General features: G+C 33.3%; 26 protein-coding genes and 1 riboswitch. Of the genes, 12 read left to right on the forward strand and 14 right to left on the reverse strand.

Annotation, left to right across the window (positions count from 1 at the left end; genetic code table 11):
- Positions 1–104: 104 nt before the first annotated feature.
- Positions 105–1,421 (reverse strand): adenosylhomocysteinase, encoded by a 1,317-nt coding sequence (gene ahcY / locus GQR98_RS07675; RefSeq protein WP_159019006.1) that lies wholly within the window; start codon positions 1,419–1,421, stop codon positions 105–107.
- A 131-nt stretch (positions 1,422–1,552) separates the two neighbouring features.
- Here ahcY and GQR98_RS07680 point away from each other — a divergent pair, with 131 nt between their 5' ends.
- From GQR98_RS07680 to GQR98_RS07705, 6 genes are all read left to right on the forward strand, one after another.
- Positions 1,553–2,182 (forward strand): 4'-phosphopantetheinyl transferase family protein, encoded by a 630-nt coding sequence (locus GQR98_RS07680; protein ID WP_159019007.1) that lies wholly within the window; start codon positions 1,553–1,555, stop codon positions 2,180–2,182.
- A complete protein-coding gene (locus GQR98_RS07685; RefSeq protein WP_159019008.1) occupies positions 2,179–2,892 on the forward strand; it encodes a geranylgeranylglyceryl/heptaprenylglyceryl phosphate synthase in 714 nt (237 codons plus the stop codon). The genes GQR98_RS07680 and GQR98_RS07685 overlap by 4 nt, the downstream gene beginning before the upstream one ends.
- 22 nt (positions 2,893–2,914) lie before the next feature.
- Positions 2,915–3,547, forward strand: a complete 633-nt coding sequence (gene pnuC, locus GQR98_RS07690) for a nicotinamide riboside transporter PnuC (RefSeq protein ID WP_159019009.1) — start codon at positions 2,915–2,917, stop codon at positions 3,545–3,547.
- A 282-nt stretch (positions 3,548–3,829) separates the two neighbouring features.
- Positions 3,830–5,380, forward strand: a complete 1,551-nt coding sequence (locus GQR98_RS07695) for a DUF4301 family protein (RefSeq protein WP_233268096.1) — start codon at positions 3,830–3,832, stop codon at positions 5,378–5,380.
- A 2-nt stretch (positions 5,381–5,382) separates the two neighbouring features.
- Positions 5,383–5,790 carry an alternative ribosome rescue aminoacyl-tRNA hydrolase ArfB gene (arfB, locus tag GQR98_RS07700; RefSeq protein ID WP_159019010.1) on the forward strand — a complete coding sequence of 136 codons (408 nt, stop codon included), beginning with the start codon at positions 5,383–5,385 and terminating at the stop codon, positions 5,788–5,790.
- Between the two features lie 58 nt (positions 5,791–5,848).
- A riboswitch (TPP riboswitch) is annotated at positions 5,849–5,940 on the forward strand.
- 100 nt (positions 5,941–6,040) lie between these two features.
- Positions 6,041–8,176 carry a TonB-dependent receptor gene (locus GQR98_RS07705; RefSeq protein ID WP_159019011.1) on the forward strand — a complete coding sequence of 712 codons (2,136 nt, stop codon included), beginning with the start codon at positions 6,041–6,043 and terminating at the stop codon, positions 8,174–8,176.
- A gap of 53 nt (positions 8,177–8,229) precedes the next feature.
- Here the strand turns inward: GQR98_RS07705 and GQR98_RS07710 are convergent, their stop codons facing one another.
- On the reverse strand, positions 8,230–8,667 hold the full coding sequence (locus GQR98_RS07710) for a hypothetical protein (RefSeq protein ID WP_159019012.1): 438 nt from the start codon (positions 8,665–8,667) through the stop codon (positions 8,230–8,232).
- Between the two features lie 172 nt (positions 8,668–8,839).
- Here GQR98_RS07710 and greA point away from each other — a divergent pair, with 172 nt between their 5' ends.
- Both greA and GQR98_RS07720 read left to right on the forward strand, forming a co-directional pair.
- Positions 8,840–9,313, forward strand: a complete 474-nt coding sequence (greA, locus tag GQR98_RS07715; protein WP_159019013.1) for a transcription elongation factor GreA — start codon at positions 8,840–8,842, stop codon at positions 9,311–9,313.
- Between the two features lie 72 nt (positions 9,314–9,385).
- A complete protein-coding gene (locus GQR98_RS07720; protein WP_042504679.1) occupies positions 9,386–9,775 on the forward strand; it encodes an HIT family protein in 390 nt (129 codons plus the stop codon).
- Here GQR98_RS07720 and GQR98_RS07725 read toward each other — a convergent pair.
- Positions 9,759–10,130 (reverse strand): hypothetical protein, encoded by a 372-nt coding sequence (locus GQR98_RS07725; RefSeq protein ID WP_159019014.1) that lies wholly within the window; start codon positions 10,128–10,130, stop codon positions 9,759–9,761. The genes GQR98_RS07720 and GQR98_RS07725 overlap by 17 nt on opposite strands.
- Positions 10,114–11,280, reverse strand: a complete 1,167-nt coding sequence (locus tag GQR98_RS07730; RefSeq protein WP_159019015.1) for a sensor histidine kinase — start codon at positions 11,278–11,280, stop codon at positions 10,114–10,116. Before GQR98_RS07730 ends, GQR98_RS07725 begins: the two co-directional genes overlap by 17 nt.
- 119 nt (positions 11,281–11,399) lie before the next feature.
- Here GQR98_RS07730 and GQR98_RS07735 point away from each other — a divergent pair, with 119 nt between their 5' ends.
- The 3 genes from GQR98_RS07735 (at position 11,400) to aat (ending at position 13,461) form a co-directional block, all read left to right on the forward strand.
- A complete protein-coding gene (locus GQR98_RS07735) occupies positions 11,400–12,269 on the forward strand; it encodes a flavin reductase family protein (protein ID WP_159019016.1) in 870 nt (289 codons plus the stop codon).
- A gap of 43 nt (positions 12,270–12,312) precedes the next feature.
- On the forward strand, positions 12,313–12,690 hold the full coding sequence (locus GQR98_RS07740) for a DUF3127 domain-containing protein (protein WP_042497659.1): 378 nt from the start codon (positions 12,313–12,315) through the stop codon (positions 12,688–12,690).
- Between the two features lie 147 nt (positions 12,691–12,837).
- On the forward strand, positions 12,838–13,461 hold the full coding sequence (gene aat, locus GQR98_RS07745) for a leucyl/phenylalanyl-tRNA--protein transferase (RefSeq protein ID WP_159019017.1): 624 nt from the start codon (positions 12,838–12,840) through the stop codon (positions 13,459–13,461).
- Positions 13,462–13,707: 246 nt separating this feature from the next.
- On the opposite strand, the gene GQR98_RS07750 is transcribed toward aat, so the two are convergent.
- Both GQR98_RS07750 and GQR98_RS18960 read right to left on the reverse strand, forming a co-directional pair.
- A complete protein-coding gene (locus tag GQR98_RS07750) occupies positions 13,708–15,201 on the reverse strand; it encodes a M48 family metallopeptidase (protein WP_159019018.1) in 1,494 nt (497 codons plus the stop codon).
- Positions 15,202–15,207: 6 nt separating this feature from the next.
- Entirely contained in the window at positions 15,208–15,876 is a 669-nt protein-coding gene (locus tag GQR98_RS18960; protein ID WP_199270276.1) for a DUF6882 domain-containing protein, read from the reverse strand.
- A gap of 1 nt (position 15,877) precedes the next feature.
- Here GQR98_RS18960 and GQR98_RS18965 point away from each other — a divergent pair, with 1 nt between their 5' ends.
- Complete coding sequence (locus tag GQR98_RS18965) at positions 15,878–16,060, forward strand: hypothetical protein (protein WP_199270277.1); 183 nt, start codon at positions 15,878–15,880, stop codon at positions 16,058–16,060.
- Here GQR98_RS18965 and GQR98_RS07755 read toward each other — a convergent pair.
- The 8 genes from GQR98_RS07755 to GQR98_RS07790 form a co-directional block, all read right to left on the reverse strand.
- Positions 16,031–16,381 (reverse strand): hypothetical protein, encoded by a 351-nt coding sequence (locus tag GQR98_RS07755; protein WP_199270278.1) that lies wholly within the window; start codon positions 16,379–16,381, stop codon positions 16,031–16,033. The genes GQR98_RS18965 and GQR98_RS07755 overlap by 30 nt on opposite strands.
- Before the next feature lie 33 nt (positions 16,382–16,414).
- Positions 16,415–17,071, reverse strand: a complete 657-nt coding sequence (locus GQR98_RS07760; protein ID WP_159019019.1) for a hypothetical protein — start codon at positions 17,069–17,071, stop codon at positions 16,415–16,417.
- A 14-nt stretch (positions 17,072–17,085) separates the two neighbouring features.
- Positions 17,086–18,057: a hypothetical protein gene (locus GQR98_RS07765; RefSeq protein ID WP_159019020.1), complete on the reverse strand. Its 972-nt coding sequence runs from the start codon at positions 18,055–18,057 to the stop codon at positions 17,086–17,088.
- A gap of 43 nt (positions 18,058–18,100) precedes the next feature.
- Positions 18,101–18,511 (reverse strand): hypothetical protein, encoded by a 411-nt coding sequence (locus GQR98_RS07770; protein ID WP_159019021.1) that lies wholly within the window; start codon positions 18,509–18,511, stop codon positions 18,101–18,103.
- 106 nt (positions 18,512–18,617) lie between these two features.
- Positions 18,618–19,355, reverse strand: a complete 738-nt coding sequence (locus tag GQR98_RS07775; RefSeq protein WP_159019022.1) for a LytR/AlgR family response regulator transcription factor — start codon at positions 19,353–19,355, stop codon at positions 18,618–18,620.
- Positions 19,355–21,202 carry a tetratricopeptide repeat protein gene (locus GQR98_RS07780; protein ID WP_159019023.1) on the reverse strand — a complete coding sequence of 616 codons (1,848 nt, stop codon included), beginning with the start codon at positions 21,200–21,202 and terminating at the stop codon, positions 19,355–19,357. Before GQR98_RS07780 ends, GQR98_RS07775 begins: the two co-directional genes overlap by 1 nt.
- A 122-nt stretch (positions 21,203–21,324) precedes the next feature.
- A complete protein-coding gene (locus GQR98_RS07785) occupies positions 21,325–21,987 on the reverse strand; it encodes a DUF2490 domain-containing protein (RefSeq protein WP_159019024.1) in 663 nt (220 codons plus the stop codon).
- Positions 21,988–22,032: 45 nt separating this feature from the next.
- On the reverse strand, positions 22,033–22,596 hold the full coding sequence (locus tag GQR98_RS07790) for a DNA-3-methyladenine glycosylase I (RefSeq protein WP_159019025.1): 564 nt from the start codon (positions 22,594–22,596) through the stop codon (positions 22,033–22,035).
- Positions 22,597–22,717: the final 121 nt, after the last annotated feature.

Here is a 22,717-nt window from a genome sequence, read left to right on the forward strand (position 1 = left end):
CAAAACAAAATTGCCCAAATAAAAAAATCCCAAACATTGCTGCTTGGGATTTAATTTATTATTGAGATACTGAAACAAGTTCAGCATAAAAAACTATCGTTTTTTTAGTATCTGTAATGTTCTGGTTTGTATGGTCCGTCTACAGTTACACCAATATAGCTAGCTTGATCTTCACGAAGTTCAGTAAGCTCTACACCAATTTTTGCAAGGTGTAATTTAGCTACTTTTTCATCTAAAGCTTTTGGTAACATGTACACATCGTTTCCGTATGCGCCTGCGTTTGTCCAAAGTTCAATTTGAGCTAAAGTTTGGTTTGTAAATGAGTTAGACATTACGAAACTTGGGTGACCTGTAGCACAACCTAAGTTTACTAAACGACCTTCTGCAAGAACGATAATATCTTTACCGTTGATAGTATATTTATCAACTTGTGGTTTAATTGTGTTTTTAGTGTTACCGTGGTTTTTGTTTAACCAAGCCATATCGATTTCGTTGTCGAAATGTCCAATGTTACACACGATAATTTTATCTTTCATAGCTTCGAAATGACGCCCTTGGATAATATCTTTATTTCCTGTAGTTGTAATAACGATATCGCTATTTGCAATTACAGTTTCTAGTTTTTTAACTTCAAAACCATCCATTGCTGCTTGAAGCGCACAAATTGGGTCGATTTCTGTTACTGTTACAATAGATCCTGCACCTTTAAAAGAGGCAGCGGTACCTTTACCAACATCACCATAACCACAAACAGTTACACGTTTACCAGCAAGCATAAGGTCTGTTGCGCGACGAATTGCATCTACTGCAGATTCTTTACAACCGTATTTGTTATCGAATTTAGATTTTGTTACCGAATCGTTAACATTGATTGCAGGCATTGGTAATGTTCCGTTTTTTACACGCTCGTAAAGACGGTGAACTCCTGTTGTAGTTTCTTCTGAAAGTCCGTTAATTCCTGCTGCTAATTCTGGGTATTTATCTAAAACCATATTAGTTAAATCACCACCATCATCAAGAATCATGTTTAATGGTTTTCTATCTTCACCAAAGAAAAGTGTTTGTTCGATACACCAATCAAATTCTTCTTCAGTCATATCTTTCCAAGCGTAAACTGCTGTTCCTGCTTCTGCAATGGCAGCTGCTGCTTGATCTTGCGTAGAAAAAATGTTACAAGAACTCCAAGTTACTTCTGCACCTAAAGCTTGTAGCGTTTCAATTAAAACGGCTGTTTGTATCGTCATGTGTAAACATCCTGCAATACGCGCGCCTTTTAAAGGTTGCGAGTTACCGTATTCTTCACGAAGACTCATTAAACCTGGCATTTCGGCTTCGGCTAATTCTATTTCTTTTCGTCCCCATGCTGCAAGAGAAATATCTTTTACTTTGCTAGCTACGTAAGGAATTGTTTTTGTGCTCATATCAATATTCTTTTTTATTTAATAACTTAAACAGGATTGCGATTCGTGTTAAAATGGTTAAATTCGCTCGTCGAAATCGTATAATTTGCCTAAGATTGTGCAAAGATAATCAATAACATTTAGAATATTAAATGCCTCTTTATAAAACCATAACGCCAAATTCACAAACTGTTGTTAAAATGTGGAAGATTACTGAGTCTTTCGATGATTTAATGGCTGCTGTAACTTTAAAGCCAGAGACGCTAAAACGTGTGCTAGGCATGAAAAGTGAACTACACCAACGTGGGTTTCTAAGTGTGCGTAAATTATTAGCTGAGTTTGGTTATGCCGATGCCGATTTGATTTATGATGACAATGGAAAGCCTCATTTAAAGGATGGGAAACAGATTTCGATAACACACTCTTTTAATTTTTCGGCGGTAATAGTTAGCGATCAAGTTATTGGTATTGATATTGAAAAGCAGCGCGATAAAATTACAGTAATTGCTCATAAATTTATTGGCTACGAAACCGATTACCTAGATAAAAAACAAGCCGATTACATAAAAAAGTTAACAACCATTTGGTGTGTAAAAGAATCGCTTTACAAGCTTTTTGCAACGCCAGGTACCAGTTTTAAACAGTGTTTTTTGGTTATTCCTTTTGAATTGCAAGATGAAGAAACCATGGCTTGGATAGATTATGAAGGTGGGAAATACCGCTACTTAGTGCAGTTTTTTGAGTTTGAAGGTTTTGTTTGTGCGTATGCCATAGGAGAATGAGAGATGTTTATCAAAACATACAAAACAACACCAAACAACTAGCAGTTTTAATCGATCCGGATAAATTTTTAGTTAAAAACACTGCGGGTTTTATAGAGAAGGTAAATCAATCTATTGCTACACATATTTTTGTAGGTGGCAGTATAGTAGATATAGATGTTACTGATATTTTAGTTGAAGAAATTAAAAAACACACCCAATTGCCTATTGTTTTATTTCCGGGTGATGTTACTCAAATTACCGAAAAGGCAGATGCTATTTTGTTTTTATCTTTAATTTCGGGTAGAAATCCAGAGTATTTAATCGGGAAACATGTTGAGGCTGTTTCTAAATTAAGAAACACAACACTAGAAGTTATTTCAACAGGTTATATTTTGATTGAAAGCGGAAAAGCAACAGCCGTACAGCAAGTAACCCAAACATTACCTATAGAACGAAGAGATATCCAACAAATAGTAGATACAGCCAAAGCAGCGCAGTTGTTAGGTATGAAACTTATATATTTAGAAGCGGGCAGTGGTGCACGTTTTCCTGTTTTGGGTACTGTAATTTCAAAAGTGAAACAAGAAACGGAGTTGCCTTTAATAGTTGGTGGAGGCATTCGTAATTTAGATCAATTGGAAAACGCCTATGCTTCGGGAGCCGATTTAGTGGTTATTGGGACTGCTTTTGAGGAGGACGAATTGTTTTTTGAGGCGTTAAAAAAATAAACTTAAGCACAAACTTATTGTTATGGATAGCATTTTTGATTTTTTCTTCAAGCAATATTCCGAATACGAAACTATTGATATTTCTTTAGAGATTATCGCCACTATTTTTGGTTTGTTATCGGTATGGTATTCAAAACAAAATAAAGTTTTAGTCTTTCCAACCGGTATGATAAGCACTGTTATTTTTGTGTATTTATTGTACAAGTGGGAGCTTTTAGGAGACATGATGATTAATGTTTACTATTTTATAATGAGCGTTTATGGTTGGTATATTTGGACACGTAAAGTGGACGAAAGCGATGTAACTCCTATATCTAAAACAACGTTTAACGAGAAAAAACTTAGTTTGGCTATATTTTTAGCCACCTTGGTATTTGTTTATTTAGTTTACCATGCATTTGGAAAATGGACCAGTTGGGTTGCTTATGTTGACACGCTTACAACCGGTATATTTTTTGTTGGTATGTGGCTTATGGCAAAGCGAAAAGTTGAAAACTGGTTGTTTTGGATTGTTGGAGATATTATTTCGGTACCGCTATATTTTTATAAGGGGTTTACGTTTACTAGTCTTCAATATTTTGTGTTTACAATTATAGCAGTTTATGGCTATTTAGCTTGGAAGAAAAACATAAAAGAGTCCCTTCAAACAGCATAAACATGTTTTGTTTGCTTGAAGAATAAATGGAGTACAGAAGTGTTGAATTTAAGTTGAAAAATTTGCTAGAGAAAATACTTGCGAATTGTGTTTTTTGACTTATCTTGAAATGCCTTAAAAAGCAAATGGTTAACATGAAAAATCAGAGAAAAGGTATGAAGTGTTTAACGCTTTTTAAAATAAAAAAATAATTAATAAACGACCATATGTGTTGTTGAAAAGACGATAAATAAAACGTCTCGAAATAGCCATTTAAGCATATAGATCAACATTAAAAAATAAATGATGTTTTCTGAACAAGATATTATACAGATCAAAAATAAAGGAATAACAGAAAAACAAGTTGAAGGACAGGTTTCTCGAATAAAAAACGGGATGTCTTATTCTAACTTAATTGCGGCAGCAAACATTGGAACAGGTATTGAAAGTTATTCCGCCGAAGAAACGCGTGATTTTATTGCTGGTTTTGAAGCGAAGAAAAACGATTTAAATATTGTGAAATTTGTACCAGCTTCTGGCGCAGCAACGCGCATGTTTAAGTTTTTATTTCAGTTTTTAAAGAAATACGATCCAAACAGAGAATCTATAGAAACTTATATAGAAAGTACGAACGATATTTTAATTGAAACTTTTGTTAAAGGCATTCGAAAGTTTCCCTTTTATGATGAAGTTTTAAAGGAAATTAAATCTGTAAAAGCTAATGTAGATAGTTTAAGCACAGGAGAACTTTGCATAGAGTTTGTTAAAGCTATGCTAGATGAATCTCGATTAAATTATAGTTTTTTTCCAAAAGGCTTGTTGCCCTTTCATACCTATCAAACGGGAACTATAACAGCTTTTCATGAGCATTTATTAGAATCTACTTTATACGCTTCTTCTAACAATAAAGCAAATTTACATTTTACAGTTTCAGAAAAGCATCATAAATATTTCAATACAGAGCTCGATAAAATTAAGAGTGCTTTAGAAGAAAAAACAAATACATCTTTTAATGTTTCTTTTTCATATCAAAAAGAAGAAACAGAAACATTAGCCTTAACAACAACTAATGAAATTTATAGAAATGATGATGGTTCTATCTTGTTTAGACCGGCAGGCCATGGTGCATTATTAGAAAACTTGAATGATTTAGATAGTGATATACTTTTTATAAAAAATATCGATAATATTGTTGTTTTCGAGAAGAACAAAGAAGTTTCGGAATATAAAAAAATGCTTGCGGGTGTTTTAGTTGAAGTGCAAGAGCGTGCTTTTAAATTCTTAGAAGAGTTAGATCAAGATGAAGTTTCAGAAGCAGATTTACTTGCTATAGCAATGTATGTTTCTAAAAAGATGAATGTGTCTTTAGTTGATGATTTTGATGATTTCGCTTCCGAAGAAAAGAAAAACTACTTAAAGAGTAAGTTAAATAGACCTATTCGTGTTTGCGGTATGGTTAAAAATGAAGGCGAACCTGGTGGTGGACCGTTTTGGGTAAAAGATTATAATGGCGAAGTGTCTTTACAAATTGTAGAGTTTGCTCAAATTGATATTGCTAACGAAGCGCAAGCTAAAATTGTTAAAAACGCTACACATTTTAATCCAACCGACTTGGTTTGTGGTGTTAAAGATTATAAAGGTGAAAAATTCGATTTATTAGATTTTGTAGACCCTGAAGCTGCTTTTATTACAATGAAAACGCAAAACGGAACCGATATTCAGGCGTTAGAACTTCCTGGTTTATGGAATGGAAGTATGGCTGATTGGGTTACTATTTTTGTTGAGGTGCCATTGCGTACGTTTAGCCCAGTTAAAACGGTTAACGATTTATTAAAGTCGGAACACCAAGGGTAATTATGTTTAGTGAAGCCGCGTTAATTCAAGAATTACAATTTAAAGCAGTAAGAAGTTCGGGTGCGGGAGGGCAACATGTAAATAAGGTGTCTTCTAAAATTGAACTTAGTTTCGATTTGGCGAATTCGTTGGTGTTTACCGAAAACCAAAAAGAGCGTTTGTTAGTTAAATTAAAGCATCGATTAACTAATAACTGGGTACTTTTAATGCAATGTGGCGAAAGTAGAAGTCAGCATAAAAATAAAGACCTTATTATAAAACGGTTTTTTGCGCTTATTAAAGCATCGCTTGCGATTCCAAAAAAACGTATTCGAACCAAAATTCCAAAATCAGTAATTAGAAAACGATTAAAAAACAAAAAGAACCTTTCTGATAAAAAAGCGAACAGACGTAAGCCAAATTTAGATTAGAAAAAGAATTATTTCATTCTGCACGGTTAATTCTAAATTCTTAATTACTTTTGCAGCGTTCTCAAAAAAGGGGTGCCTAATATCGGCTGAGATCATACCCATTGAACCTAGAACAGGTAATGCTGTTTAGGAAATGTTACATCATGAAAATGTTGTAAATAGTTATGCTAAGCTTGGCTTAGTATTTCGAAAACTAATTAATTTTTAAAGAATAATGACCTCTTTTTATTCGATTATAAATATAGTCGTAATGAAAAATATGTTTCTTTTTTTAGCACTTTTTGTGTTATCAATTTGTGCTAATGCGCAACAAAATCCAGTACAACAAGATTCTACTAAAACAGAAACTCTCGATGAGGTTTTGGTAAAAGCAGTGCGTGTAAATGCCGATTCGCCAATTACACACTCTAATCTTTCTAAAGAGCAACTTGCAAAACGTAATTTGGGGCAAGATATCCCTACGCTTCTTAATTTTTTACCATCTGTAGTTACTACAAGTGATGCTGGTGCTGGCGTAGGTTACACGAGTATTCGTGTGCGTGGTACCGATGGAACACGTGTTAATGTTACTATTAACGGGATTCCTTATAATGATCCTGAAAGTCAAGGCACATTTTTTGTGAATTTAGGCGATTTTGCATCGTCTACAGAGAGTTTACAGTTGCAGCGTGGTGTTGGTACATCAACTAATGGTTCTGGTGCTTTTGGAGCGAGTTTAAACCTTTTAACTGATGCGTATTCTGATGAAGCTTCAGGTGAAATTTCTAATAGCTTTGGGAGTTTTGGGACCCGAAAGCATACAGTGAAATTAAGTACAGGATTGTTAAATGATCATTTTGAAATTTCTGGTCGTTTTTCAAAATTAAATTCTGATGGTTATGTAGATCGTGCTTTTACAGATTTAAAATCTTACTTTTTACAAGGGATTTATAAAGATGGTAATACATTAATAAAAGCTTTAACTTTTGGGAATGAAGAGCGTACTTACCAAGCTTGGTATGGTTTAACGGCCGATGAGCTTAAAGAAAATCGAAGACAAAACCCATATACTTATGATAATGAAACCGATAATTACTGGCAGGATCATTACCAATTGCATTGGAATGAACGTTTTGATAATAACTGGTCTACCAACTTAGGTTTAAACTATACTAAAGGAAAAGGGTATTTTGAGCAGTATAAATCTGAAGAATCTGCTGCCGATTTTAATAATTTAATAGAAGAAGACTCTGATGTAATTGTGCGTCGTTGGTTGGATAATAATTTCTACGTTGTTAATGCCAATGTTACTTATAAGAATAACGTAGTTGAAGTGATTTCTGGATTGTCATATAGTTCTTATGATGGCGACCATTTTGGAGAAGTTATTTGGGGTAGTGATTTAGCTACAAATGCAAATATTAGAGATCATTATTACGATGGTGATGCCACTAAAAACGATTTTAGTGTTTTCTCTAAGGCAACCGTTAGGTTTAATGAGCAACTTATTGGTTTTGTTGATTTACAAGGTCGTTTTGTGGATTATAAAACAAACGGATTAAATTCTGATAGAGTTGATTTTACTACGGATGCTAATTTTAGTTTTTTCAATCCAAAAGTGGGGTTAACTTATAAGAATTCTAAGTTTAGCAGTTTTTACACTTCTTTTGCTGTAGCGAATAGAGAACCAAATCGTGATGATTTTGAAGCAGGAGTTACCAAAAACGAAACACTTAGAGATATTGAGTTAGGGTGGCGTTTTAATAAAAATAAAGTAAGCATAAATTCTAATTTATACTACATGTTTTATAAAAACCAATTGGTTTTAACTGGTGAGTTGGATGATGTTGGAAGCCCAATAAGAGCAACTAGCGGAAAAAGTTACCGTTTAGGTTTGGAGGTTGATGCGAATATTCAATTTAATAAAATGTTTAGTATAGCTACTAATTTTACGTTGAGTACGAATAAAAATAAAAATTTCAATTCGTCTATAAATGGTGAAGTTGTTGATTTAGGAAGCACAAATATTTCGTTTTCACCGGAAGTTGTTATTGGGAACGCTATTAACTTTTCACCTGTAGAAAATTTACAATTATCACTTTTAAGTAAGTTTGTTGGTGAGCAGTATATGGGAAATATTGATAATGAAGATTCTGTTTTAGGCGATTATTTTGTAAACGATATTAGTATAAACTATCTTATAAAAACGAACAAAATATTCAAGTCGATTACTTTATCTGCTTTAGCAAACAACATACTAAATAGAAAATATGTGTCTAACGGTTATTTTGGTGCTTATGATTATGATGATTCTGGAAGCCAAACAGGGATAAGTACAGGTTATTTTGCTGGATACTATCCGCAAGCAACGTCTAACTTTTTAGTAGGCGCTACATTAAAATTTTAAATACTCTTTATTTGAAATAGCATAAAAAAAGCGACTCGAAGGAGTCGCTTTTTTTAGTTGTTATATATTCTGATTAAAGATCCTGAAACCTCTACACGGTATCGGATTAATGGATAAGTGCCCGTAGTGCCTTCCATTTTAATACCATTCAGTAAATCATAGGAGTTGCCGTCGTCGCAATCACAAGTAGCAATAATGCCGTTAACACTTAAAGTGGAACAACTGCTTAATTGGTGGTTGGGGTCGGTAAGTTCAAAGGCGTTATAGTTGTCTCCACCGGCATAATAAAGTACCACACCATTAATGCCATATGGGCTTTGTAAAACAATAGAGTTTGCCGCAAATTTTAGTTGGCTGTATTCGGGTAAGTTGGTGTTTATTAAGCTTCCAGTGTTAAAACTGTAGTTTGGTAAGTACGGGTTTTCGGTTACCGTATCCGAGCTACAACTTGTTAAAAAAATAATGCAAAAAACAGATAATAATAATTTCATTTTTTAACTAAAGTTTTGATTCGCAATTTACAACAAAAAGCAAATTGAGTTATTTATTTTGTATATTTGTTTTCGAATCTCGTGTGAACGGGATTTTTTTATTCCGAATGCTTTAATAAATGTTATTAAATTGTATTTCGGAATCTTTTTTTATTAAGTAAACGACGAAGTTATGAGTAAAGTATCTTACTATACACCTGAAGGATTAAAAAGATTAAGAGGAGAGCTTAAGCAATTAAAAGATGTAGAACGTGTAAAAGCTTCTAGAGCTATTGCAGAGGCTAGAGATAAAGGCGATTTAAGTGAAAATGCCGAATATGATGCAGCGAAAGAAGCTCAAGGGATGTTAGAAATGCGAATTTCTAAGCTTGAGGATGCTTTGGCAGGTGCACGTGTTATTGACGAATCGCAAATGGATAATACTAAAATTTTAGTATTATCTAAGGTGAAAATAAAAAATCAAACCAATGGTATGGAAATGAATTATACTTTGGTTGCCGATGGTGAAGCAGATTTAGCTACCGGAAAAATATCGGTAAACTCACCTATTGGAAAAGGTTTATTAGGTAAATCGGTTGGAGATGTTGCCGAAATTCAAGTACCAAATGGTGTTATGAAGTTCGATATTATTGAAATTTCTAGATAGAAAATCCTCATGTTCTATTTCCGCGAAAGCGAGAATCTAAAAAAATAAAGACACATATAAAAAACAAAAATTATGGCATCTATTTTTACTAAAATTATAAACGGAGATATTCCATGTTACAAAGTAGCAGAGACCGAAGATTTTTTAGCGTTTTTAGATGTTAATCCAAATGCAAAAGGGCATACGCTTTGTATACCTAAGCAGGAGGTTGATAAAATTTTTGATTTAGATGAAGCGACTTATAATGGTTTAATGTCTTTTTCAAGAAAGGTAGCCTTAGCTCTTGAAAAGGCGGTGCCATGTAAACGTATTGGTGTTTCTGTAATTGGTTTAGAAGTGCCACATGCACATGTGCATTTAATTCCGTTGCAATCTATGGAAGATGCCCGTTTTATTCAGAAACAAAAATTATCTACAGAAGAATTTGTAGCTTTAGCCGAAGCTATTAAGGCAAATTTATAATCTTATTGTAAATTAAAAGTGTAACAATTACCGCTACAATTGCCACACCAAGTAGGGCGAAAATAAGGTAAGCTGGTTTTTTAAATTGACGCGATGTTTTTTTCGGAATAAAAGCTCTTTTTTGATATTCGAAAACCCGCTCAATATGCTCATCCCATTGTACAGGATAAATTATAGAATCGCAAGTTTTGCAGAATAGCACATGTTTAATGTCGTCTGTAATACGTTTGTAAAATGTGGTTTCAATAAAGCGCTGTTTAAAGGTGAGTTGCATACCATCGTTACTATAACATTCAGGACAGTAGTTTTTTAAAACAACTTCTTTTACGGTAATAAGCTTATCTTGTTTCGTCATGAGAAGCGCGTTTTAGGGTGATTAAAAACGTAGTGCCTACACCTTTTTCCGATTGTAATACTTTTATTTTTCCGTTATGGAAATCTTCAATAATACGTTTGGTAAGCGATAGCCCTAAACCCCAACCACGTTTTTTTGTGGTGTAACCAGGTTCAAAAACTTTATTATAGTCTTTTTTAGCAATACCTTTTCCAGTATCGGTTATGCTTATTTTAACTTGCAGTTCTAATTGCGAAATTTCAATTTTAAGTTTACCACGACCCTTCATGGCATCAATGGCATTTTTAACTAGATTTTCTATGGTCCAGCTGTAAAGTTGTTTGTTTAAATTTACAGGAATTGGGTCTACAGGTGTTTTTATTTCGAACTCTATTAATTTAGATGATCGTGATTTTAAATAATCAAAAGATTCTAAGGTTTCTTTAATTATATCTGCTGGTTCTAAAGTTGGTAAAGAGCCAATTTTACTAAAACGCTCGGTTATGGTTTGTAATCTGTCTATATCTTTTTCAATTTCAAGAATATAATCGGGATCTACATTTTCAGTTTTTAAAATTTCAGTCCAGCCAATTAAAGAGGATAGGGGTGTGCCAATTTGATGTGCGGTTTCTTTAGCCATACCAGACCACAATTTGTTTTGTATAGCATTTTTATTACTGCTGTAAAAAAAGTAAATCACTGCCGAAAACAGAAAAATAATAAGCAATAATGCCAGCGGATAATATTTTAATTTATTCAGTAGCGGTGAGTTTCCGTAGTAAATAGTGCTTACTATGGTGTTGCCCATTTTTACATGTTTTGGGGTGTTCTCTTCCTTAAATTTGGCAATTAGTTTCTGTACATAAATGGAGTCGGTAATCTTTGTTTCGTCAATGTTATTATAACTACCAAGGCTACCATCTTCATTAATAACAAGCATTGGTGTGGTTTTGTTACTGCTTAAAATTTTAAGGGTAAGTTCTAAATCGCCATTGGTTTCATCGTTTATAAAATCGGTTTGTGCAAACGACCAATTTTCCATTTTTATACTTTCCTCCTTTTTAAAATGCTGGAAAAACTCGTAGGTGTTCCACAGAATTAGGGAGACAATAATGAATGATGTCGCTATCATTACCCAACGGAATGCGGCATTATATTTGGTGAAAATCATGTTATTATTAATTATAAAGTAATATAATGCAAATCTGTTAATATTATTGTTCAAAGTTGTTAGTAAATCTGTTTTTAGTTCCAAAAGAGAATAGTTACCTTTGTCGAAATTAAAACTTAATGGTATCTATAGACCCTAAAAGTGTTCCAACAAGTAAATTGCATAGCTATTTATTAAGTGCCGTAGCGCCCAGACCAATAGCATTCGCAAGCACTCTGGATGCAGAAGGGAAACCTAATTTGTCACCATTTAGTTTTTTTAATGTGTTTAGCGCAAAGCCGCCAATATTAATTTTTTCGCCTGCCAGACGTGTTAGAGATAATACAGAAAAGCATACGTTGCTAAATATAGAAGCAACAAAAGAGGTGGTAATTAATGTGGTTAATTTTGATTTAGTACATCAAATGTCATTATCGAGTACGGAGTATGCCGATGGTGTTAACGAATTTGATAAAGCTGGGTTAACCATGCTGAAATCTGATATTGTGATGCCATTTAGAGTAGCCGAATCGCCTATACAGATAGAATGTAAGGTGAATGAAGTTATTAGGTTAGGGCATGAAGGTGGCGCTGGTAATTTGGTGATTTGCGAGGTTGTAAAACTGCATATTGATGATGCTGTTTTAAATGAAGATGATACCATAAACCAAGAAAAACTAGATTTAGTTGCCAGAGCAGGTGGTAGTTATTATAGCCGAGCTAAAGCTGGATTTTTTGAAATACCAAAACCTATTGCAACTAAAGGGATTGGAGTGGATAGTTTTCCTGATGCGATTAAAAAAAGCATGATTTTAACAGGAAATGATTTAGGTATGTTGGGTAATGTGGAAGCTTTGCCAACTGCCGAAAGTGTCGAGGCTTTTGTTAGTGATTTGGAGATAAGTACTCTAAATATCAAAGAAGCAACGGACGAGCAAAAACATAAACTAGCTCAAGATTATTTGGGTTTAGGTGATGTTGAAAATGCTTGGAAAATATTACTGTCTTAAATAAAGGCATTTTAAAGTTACGAATACTAATAAATTATATAAAATGGAAGTTCAAGGAAGAGTAAAAATGGTTGGAGAAACTCAAACGTTCGGTGGAAATGGGTTTAGAAAAAGAGAGATTGTAGTGACAACAGAAGAGCAATATCCACAACACATTATGGTGGAATTTGTACAAGATAAAACAGATTTATTAAATAGTTATAAAGAAGGCCAACAAGTTAAAATTAGCATTAACTTACGTGGTAGAGAATGGGTTAATCCACAAGGAGAAACTAAATATTTTAACTCAATTCAAGGTTGGAGAATTGAAGCAGTACAAGCAGAAGCTTCTGGAGCAGGTATGCCAGCAGTGCCACCAGCAGATGCTTTTGAACCAGCAGGAGATTTAAAAGAAGAAGATCATGACGATTTACCTTTCTAAATAAAAATTTTTGCATATCCACGTAGTTGGAAGTCAAATAAAAAAACCTCAATATTTTACTTAAAATGTTGAGGTTTTTTATTTTTACAATTAATAGAATCTCTTTTGGTTTGTTTAAAGAGGTTTATGTTTTATAACAATTATTAAATGTATTATTTAAACGAAAACATACAATTTCCCGATGTCTCGGAAGCGTCTCCCGAAGGTGTACTTGCTATTGGTGGCGATTTATCTGCAGAGCGCTTAATATTGGCTTATAAGACGGGTATATTTCCTTGGTTTGATGATGCCGAGCCTATTGTTTGGTGGTCTCCAGATCCGCGTTTTGTTTTGTTTCCGGAGAAACTTAAGGTTTCTAAAAGTATGCGGCAGGTTTTAAGAAATTCCGATTTTGAAGTTACCGTAAATAAAGACTTTAAAACTGTAATTACCGAATGTGCTAAAATGAAACGAGATGGCCAAGCTGGCACTTGGATTACACAACACATGATTGATGCTTACATAGAACTGCATAATCAAGGTTACGCAAAATCTATTGAGGTTTGGCAAAATGATAAACTTGTAGCCGGACTTTATGGTGTTGATTTAAACAATGGCGTGTTTTGCGGAGAAAGTATGTTTACCAAAGTTAGCAATGCTAGTAAAGTTGGTTTTATTACGTTTATAGAGCACACTAATTACAAATTAATAGATTGCCAAGTATATACTAACCATTTAGAAAGTTTAGGTGCAGAAGAAGTTGATCGAGAGGTTTTTCTATCATTTTTATAATTAGTAAGAAATCTTAATAACCGATTTTGAGAGGTTAACTAAATTTGGATATTTAACTGGTAAAATAGTTTTGTTTCTGGTGTTTGCTCTAGTTGCCTATTTCACCCGGAAAAAGAATGTTAAGGCTACTGCCTAAAAAGCGAATAGCTTTTTTTATTCAGTGTTATACAAAAAAAGGCAGTAAATTAAATTACTACCTTTTATTGTGGAAAAACGTTTTGAGGATTCACATCCTTAAAACACTAACTAATTTACACCTTGGGCATCGCTAATAACACGATCTATAAAATCGGTGTTAATATATAATAGCCTTGCCAAATTGTGTAAAACATTAATTTCGCTATCATCTATTTCTCCATCGGCATAGGATATAATAGATAAATCTCTAAGAATATTTAGTTTTTGCATCACAGATAGTACAATATCCAAATCTTTGGTAAGTTGTTTTACCTCGTCTATCATTTCATCTTCTGTAAGGCCTTTGATAGTCATCATACAATTGGCGAAAATTTTAGGAGCAACAATACTACTTAATGCTTGTATTTCAGAATCGTCTACAACGCCGTCTGCATTCGAAATTAAGTAACCACCTAAGAACATTAATCGTTGAATTTTTTCAGAATGTTCGCTTTCATCATCTAGGTTTTCAGGTTCCATTAACGACATAATACGTTTAATTTCAACCTCCATAGCTTCCTCTGTAATTTCACCGGTAATGTTCGGATTAAATTCAGCATAGGTTTCACTTTTGTTAAAAAGCTCTAAAGCTTTAATTCGTAAAGGACTAAATGGATGACTGCTATACCAATCGGAAGGGTCGTGGTTAGCATCGTTTAAAACTTCTTCGAGATCTACAAATTGTTCGATGTAAGCATTAAGTTGAAAATCTAAAGAATCTGTTGTAACTCCAGAAGATAATTTGAAGAATGTACGGCCTACAGCTTCAAAATCTTGACAGCATAATAACCCGGCTCTATCTGCACTTATTTCTGCATTTCTATTCCATGCATATAATTTCATGGCGTGTATTGGCGCCAAGTGGTTCTCGCCTTCATCTAAAATTTGACGTACTGGATAATCAAAATGCTCGAAAAGTACATGTCCGATTTCGTGACCAACAACAAAAATTAATTCTTCCTTAGAAAAACGTTCTAAAATTCCTGAAGATAAAATAATGTATAATTTATTGTCGTCTGGCGGATAGCATGATGCGTTAAAGATGTCACTTTGGTATACAAAAAACTCAATGTCAGCCTTTAATTTTAGAGTGTTTTTACAATGCTCTCCAATTTCATGAAGCATTGGTGCCAAGGTTTTAGTAAGTCTTAAACTCGATTTTAATAAGTGTTTTCTAGACTTAAATTTACCACTGTTTTCGTTTACACGTTTTAAAGTGTCTTGTATTAATTCGTCTTTTTGAAATTCAATAACAAAGTCTCTATCTCCATCATAAACCAGTAAGTTTAAATCGATGTTCGCACGGTCGTTAGTATAGATTTGTGGCTCGTTATCTGCCACAGCTTTATGGTTTAGCTCATTAATTTCTTCAATACGTTTGGTGTATTCTTGAGCTAGCTCTGTTGTTATATTTTGAAATTCAACACTCGCTTCTTGTATTTTACTGTGATCTCCTGAAGTTTGTGCTTCATTTAAATCTGCCATCATTTTTTCCTGCGCTGTATTTAAAGCTGCTTGATGTTCTTTTTCTAGATCCGAAATAGTTTCTGATGTATATGTCATAATATATTAAGCTTGAACTGTTATTTTAGAATTAGAAATTTTCATGAGTCTTCCTTTTAAATCAAAAATCCCAAGAATTTGATCATCATTCTTTTTAGCAACAATATTATTTCCTGGTAGTTCTACTTCGTAACCTTTTGCTTTTAAGTAAAAATATAAGCTGTATTTATGTGGAAACTTATAGCTTGCTGCAACTTGTGTAAAGTGAGAACAAATTAAAGCAGGTGCAGTTCTGGCCTTGTCATCGGCTTCTTTAGAAGTAATAGTAACATAAACGGTTAAGCCTTTAAAAGTTAATGGTACGTAGCAACTCTCTTTTAGCATAGAAGACGCTATAGTTGAAAAATAAGCACCTGGATCGGAGTCTAATTCTGTTTTAGGATTTATTAAATCGTCTATTTGGTAAGTTTCACCTACAGCTTTCATGGCTAAAGCTGTTTGTGTAAATTTTTCAGGAATGCCACTTTGAGTATTTGCCCATGCCCATAACCAGCTTTTTTCGTTTTCAGCATAAGTTCCTATTACTTGAATGTCAAAAACCTGATTGTCTCCATAAGTTAATTTGCCTTCAAGCATATCGCAGCTCCAGCCTAAATCTTCTATCATTTCTCCAAAAATCTCTTGTTTTTCTAGAGAAAGCACAAGCGACTGGTTGTACAATTCTTGTATTGTCATTTTGTTAGGAGCTTCTGTTGCTTCTTGTTTCTTTTCGGTTGTAGGAGCAGAAGTTTCTGTAGTTGCTGTATCAGGAGTTCCTTCAGCAAATTCTTCTAGTTTATCTTCTAATAAAGAAATAATACGTGCTGTTCTATCTTCAACCTTATCGGCATTAATAAACTGGGCTGTGGTTTATTCTTAGAATACCATCTTCAAAAGTAATGGCACGTTCTGTATTATGCTCGTCGTTTTCGTTTACAATAACCACTTCTTTTAATCCGGCTTGTAAAAGTTCCACACCCATCGTGTCTACGCAAATAGCTTTAAAAGCTTCTATTAATGGTAGAAAATATATTTTTGGAAATGTATCGTTGTATATATGAGAAAAGCGATCTTCCATAAGGGTGTTCCATGAAATATTTAAAGGTACAGTGTAACCTGCAGCTGTGTTAATTTCAGTTTCTAATGCTGGAAATAAATCGTTTTGAAAGGCTTGGATAATTCTTTTTTCTTTAAGTCCCATAATTTTATTTTTTTAAGAGTGTATTTAATTTTTTTATAATATTTGAAGAAGCTTTTCTTCTAAAGTGTCGGCTAGATTTTCAGGCAAAGCCTTATCTATAGCTAGAGATATGGTTAATGTTTTAGATTGTATTTTAAGCTGAAGTGTTTCTGTTTGTTCGAATACAATGGTATCGAGTACTTGATAAGCTTCCTCGCCTAGAGCATCTGTGGTGATGTTGTTTACAGCCTTTTGCAATGCGGTAAATACATCTTGAACATTCAATCTATTATTTAATTCTTTTAAATTTAGCGTGTCTATTTTTAAATCATTTATTTGATTTCCTAACAACAATTTTTCATTGTTCAACCAGCGTTTAAGTTGTAAAACAGTCAATTCTTGATTGGCAGATGATAAAGGCCTACTGATAGCGCCTTTAGATAATTCTACAACCAGTTTTTTAGGTTGTTTTACCGTTACAACAGTAATGTCGTGTATGTTGAAAAATGATACGTTATCGTTTTCTGAAAGTATACAAACCGATTTTTGATGCTTGTTTTCTTCTGAAATATCTAGAAGCGTACCTTCCATGTAACTGCCGTTGGTTAAAGAAATAGCTATTAAAAGTGGTTCTTCTTTTTTTAAAATAGATTGTAGGATATCCTCGGGCGTTTGGGCTACAAACGCTTTATAATAAGATGGTTTTTCCATGATGTAAGTTGGTGTTATGGGTGTTCTATAAGAAATTGATAATCTTCTGGTAATTGATCCATAAGGGAATAGAAGATACCGTCTCTAGGAGTGGTTTTGTAGTCGTAATATTTTAAGGTTTTCATGTCTAGGTTTGGGTAGTTCATTTTTACCATATACACGCCTACTGCTTCCGTTATGTGTCTGTTTCCTTCAGCTTCTTTTAGTGGCTCGTGTTTTTCAAAAGCGATATAGAAACTGTTTAATTTAGATTGGTTTACCCATATACGATTTAAATAAATAGGAGAATCTGGTTTAGCGAATTCTTGTTTTATCACACGGTCAATATGTTCTGCCTTTTTAGATCCAGCATTATTTGCAACAATAGCATTGGAGTAATACCTGTACGTTAGGTTGCTGTCGTTATAAGTATTTGGCTTTACTATAAGTTCGTAAAAACCTTTCTTTTCGTCTTTCAATTTGAAATCTACATGTGCTTCTTGAGTCCATGTGTTTGGGTAATCTTGCAAAACGTAACGGATTTTTCTTGAAAAAGCATCAAAATCCCTTTGCGTTGGTTCCTTTTCTAAAGTGATGCTAATGGTATGGTTAAACACATTTACTTCCATGTCTACAACATCAGCATCCAAAGTTTCGTGCATTTCTTCTCTTAAAACAATTTCTTGTTGTTGATACCGTGTTAACGATTCGATACTTAAGTCGTGTCTGTTGTGTGATGCTATGTATAATGCTTTGTTCTTCGCATTCCAATCAAAGTTTATAACAATATCCGGATTTTCTTTAAGCTTTAATTCTACCCAAAATAAATCTGGATTCATGCTAGCCGCATTAAAATCTCTTTTAAAAGTAAGTACCTCATACTTATCTTTATGGTGCATTTTTAAATAGGCTATTAGCCCTCTTTTTGCTTCAATTCCTGAAACACCGCAACTAACAAGCGATAAAAACAATCCGATTAAAAAAATATAAAAAATAGATTTAGACATATCAATAACTTTTACCAATTAAACAATAGGTTAAAACGCTTACTTATAAATTGTTTTCTAATAAATCAACGAGTACTTTGGTACGGCTATCAACATCGTCCGCATTAATAATCGGGCTATGGTCTAGAGTTAAAATTCCGTTAGAAAAACTAAAGCCGTTACTCGGGTTGTGATGATCTTGAGTATTTGTTATGTGTATTTCTTTTAAGCTTTCAGCAAGTGCTTCTTTACCCATATCATCTGCAGTTATAGACGTTAAGGCTTCAATCAATGGTAAGAAATAAATTTTTGGGTAAGAGTCGTTGTATAGGTGTAAAAAACGATCTTCGAATAAGTTTGCCCACTCAATATTTAAAGGTACGTCGAAACCTGCCGCTTCAATTATTTGAGCTTTTAATTGTGGAAATTGTTCCTCTTGAAAAGTTTTAGTAAATCGGTTTTCTTTTAATCCCATGATTTTAAATTTTAAGGTTATTTGTTTATTTACCTCAAAACTAAGACTTGGATAGGATGATTTTAAAACCGTTTTACATTTGCCACTTTTCGTTTTGTATTTGCACTTATAGAGTGTCTAAAAGTTGTTTTAGATAAGATTTTTTTCGAGTTGCTACTGGTATTTTTTCGTCGTTTGTTAGGGATACTGTATTGTTCGCGCTAATCGTTTTTATGTATTTAACGTTTACTAAATGCGATTGGTGTACTCTAACAAAAGTGTGTTCACTTAAAATGTTTTCGTAGTATTTAAGGTTGCGCGCACTCATTATTTTTTTATCTACCGTATGGAAAATGGTGTAACTACCATCGGACTGACAACGGATAATATCTTTTATTTGAAGAAAATATTGCGCATCGGCTGTTTTAATTAATAGGGTTTTTTGATGTTCTTTTTCGTTAATTTCCGAAACCTTATCGATGGCACTTTTATAAACTTGTTCTTTTTTAAAGGCAACCCTAAAACGGTCAATACATTCTGATAATTCTTCAGAATCTATAGGTTTTAATAAGTAATCTATAGTGTCGAATTTAATGGCTTTTATAGCAAACTCATCATAAGCTGTTGTGAAAATTATTTTGAAAGCAATACTATCTAAAGCTTCTAAAATTTGAAACGCATTACCACCAATAAGCTCAATATCCATAAAAACTAAATCTGGAGTTTGGCTTTTTAAAAAGGCGGTTGCTTCTGTAATGTTATCTATTTTAGCAATAACCTCAATATCTTTTTGAGTGTATTTAATAAGTTTGTCTAAGGTATTTAGAGCATTAAACTCATCTTCTATTATAACGGCTTTTATCATTAGAATTTTAATTTAAAAAACACTTTTGTGCCAATTGGAGTGTTGTTATTATCAAATAAATCTTCGATAGTAAATGTTTTCTCTTCGCCCTTTTTTCTCATTTTTAATCGTTCTATAAAAATGGATGTAGCGTGTAGCTCTTCGGTTATCTTTTCTTGTTTAGCTTTTGCCGATCGACCTATGCCATTGTCTTGAATTATAAACAATAAACCTTGCTGTTCTTTTTCAATCTTTAAAAGTAGATTTCCGCCTTCCTTTTTCTCTTTTAAGCCGTATTCTATGGCGTTTTCAACAAAAGGTTGCAGTAACATTGGTGGTACTTTTATTTCAGAAGCATGTATAGAGTCTTCAATATCGATGGTATAGGTAAATATGTTATTAAAGCGTAATTGTTGTGTTTCTATATAGTTAGAAATCATGGCGATTTCTTTATCTAGTGTAATAGATTCTTTTCTAACATAGTCGAAATTTTGACGAATAAGTTTAGAGAACTTCGCAATATGATTAGAGGATTTTACAGGGTTTCCTTCTAAAGTTATATTTTGAATGGCTGCTAAGGTGTTGAATATAAAATGCGGATTCATTTGCACACGCAACAAGCTTTGCTCTAATTTCGAGGCTTTGTTAGCAGCGCGCAACTTGGTGTTGTAAACATAAAATGCGGTTGCTATAAGTAGCATTACAGCCAATAATATAGTACTGATTAAAAGCCATTGGTTTCTAGAGTTTATTTCTTTTTGATGATTAATTTCTGTTTCCTTTTGCTTGACTTCGTAATTAACGTTAGCAAAATCTAAAAGGCGGTTTTTTTCTAAACGACTCACATCTAATTGTAAACTATCTCTAACTATTTGATTATCGAGAGCCTTTACATAATCGCCAGACATTATAGCTATTGCTATAAGTTTATCGCGTACTTCTATTTCTTCTTTTGCATTATTGTTAGTTGCGTAGATCTTTAAAGCCTTGATGTAGTTAACTTCGGCCGAATCGTTCTTTTTAGTTAATAAAAACATAGAACCAAGCCCTTTGTACGGAGCGGCGTTAATTACTTTTATGTTTTTATTTAACTGAATGGCACCTCTCAAAAATGTTTCGGCCATATTATATTCTCCGGCTTCTATATAAGTGTAGCCAATATTATTTAAAACGCTAACTAATGTTTTTGGGTTTCTATTAGACTGGCTTAAGGACATAGCCTCAGAATAGCTCGTTAGCGCCTTATTGTATTGTTTAAGCTGTAGGTAAACACTAGCAACGTTACTCTTTATGGCAATAATAGATGTGGTATCGGTAGTTTTAGAATACAGGCTATCGGTTGCTTTTATATAAGTTAAAGCCTTATCGTAATCTTTCAATTTAAAGTGTAAGCTAAAAAGCTGATTATAAGCTTTTCCTTCTACACGTTTGTCTCCAATTAATTGGGCTAAATGCAGCGCTTTTAAGGCGTATGCTTGAGATGTTTCTATATCTCCCATGTGCAAAGCTGCACCACTTAGGGTAATTAATGATCGGCTTTCGTTGTATTTATCTTTTAGTTCAGAAAATAATGCATATGCTTTTAAGTGCACATTAAATGCTTCGTGGTATTTATCGTTTAGGTATAAGGCTTCTCCTTTTTTAAACAATAACATGGCACGCTCTAAGGTGGTTAAATCATCATCTATTAATAAGTGATCTAAATCTAAGAGAGATTGATCGGGATGTGTTAAAGTTAGCGTGTCGAATGCTGCTAACTGAGTTTTGATATTAGGACGAAGCGTATCTTGCCTAGAACAGGTAGAGAAAAGCATTAAAAAAGAAATGACAAAGCCAAGTTGCCAAAGGCTTTTGTTTTTTAGAGTCATAAAAGCAAAAAGGGATATTATTTGGAAAGGTAAAAATAAGCAATCATCAATATTTAATGAAGAAATTCAGTAATATGTTTACCGCTTTAACATATACCTACTTAAACTCGATATATTGTATTCTAAATGTTTATAACAGCTGTTGTTAAAACAAAAACGTAATGTTGAGGTTCTATATTAAAAGTTTCCAATCGATGCTCTAAACCTGCTTGTAGTTTTAAATTATCACTCAATAACCAACCAAGTTGTGCTGTAGAGCGTTCGTCTAATTCCAAAGTTGTTTGTTTAGTTAAACTTAATAAACCTTCTAGTGCTCCAATAAAATAAGTATCATTATTTATGGGTAAGTTTAAAGAAAAGCGATAGCGTTCTCTAAAAATAGTTTTATTTTTTAGAAAGCGCTGTTCGGCTCTAAGTCTATGGCTAAACCGCATATTGGGGTTTTTCTTTTTGTAAGTGAATTGCTGAGTAAAGCGTAACTCGTTGCTACCACTATCAAACGGGTCTCTTGTTCTGTAGTAAGCACCTAAACTTAAATCGTGACGTTTATCTAGTTTTAATTTTGAAAAGTGATAGAGGTCGACTTGTTGTTGGTTGTATTTTAATTGTTCGTCTTTATAAAGAAAATATCGAGATCTTAGCGTAAAATTGATTCCGTAAGTATCGGAAACCTTTTTATTTAAGCCAAAACTTGTTTCTCCTAAAGCGCTAAAATGTTCTTGAGAAAAAGCTTCAAAATTTATAAATATGAGAGTTAAAAAGAGGAGTGTTTTAATATGGGGCATGCTTAAAATTTGGAGATTCTTTTCTTAATAAAACGACGTTTAAAATTAAACTTCCGAGTACCTAAAACATTTTGTTTCGTGGTCGTTAACCATTCCTGTAGCCTGCATATGTGCATAAACAACCGTGCTACCAACAAATTTAAAACCACGCTTTTTTAAATCTTTACTTAAGGCATCACTAAGCGGTGTGTTTGGTGGTGCATTTTTGTATATATCAACACTGTTTTTAATAGGTTTACCATCTACAAATTCCCAAATGTATTTACTAAAACTCCCAAATTCTTCCTGAATTTTTAAAAAAGCTTGAGCATTGGTAACGGTAGCTTTAACTTTTAATTTATTACGAATTATACCAGCATCTAAAAGTAAATCGTCCATTTTATCTTGACTGTATGTTGCAATTTTTTTATAGTCGAAATTATCAAAAGCTTTCCTGAAGTTTTCTCGTTTTCGTAATATGGTAATCCAACTTAATCCCGCTTGGAAAGTTTCTAAAATTAAAAACTCAAAAAGTGTAGCATCATCATAAACGGGAATACCCCATTCTTCATCGTGGTAAGCTTCATATAAAGCATCGCCTTCGCACCATCCGCATCGGTGTTTTGTCATTATTATTGTAATTTTAAAGGTTTAAGTTTTCATCATTTTGCCTTATCCACATCCTTAAAATTTTTAAACCTATTTAAAATAGTGTAAGTTTTGTAATTAAAACATGACAAAAGTCAGCATA

Origin of the sequence: Algibacter sp. L3A6, assembly GCF_009796825.1 — a bacterium.
Classification (GTDB): Bacteria; Bacteroidota; Bacteroidia; order Flavobacteriales; family Flavobacteriaceae; genus Algibacter.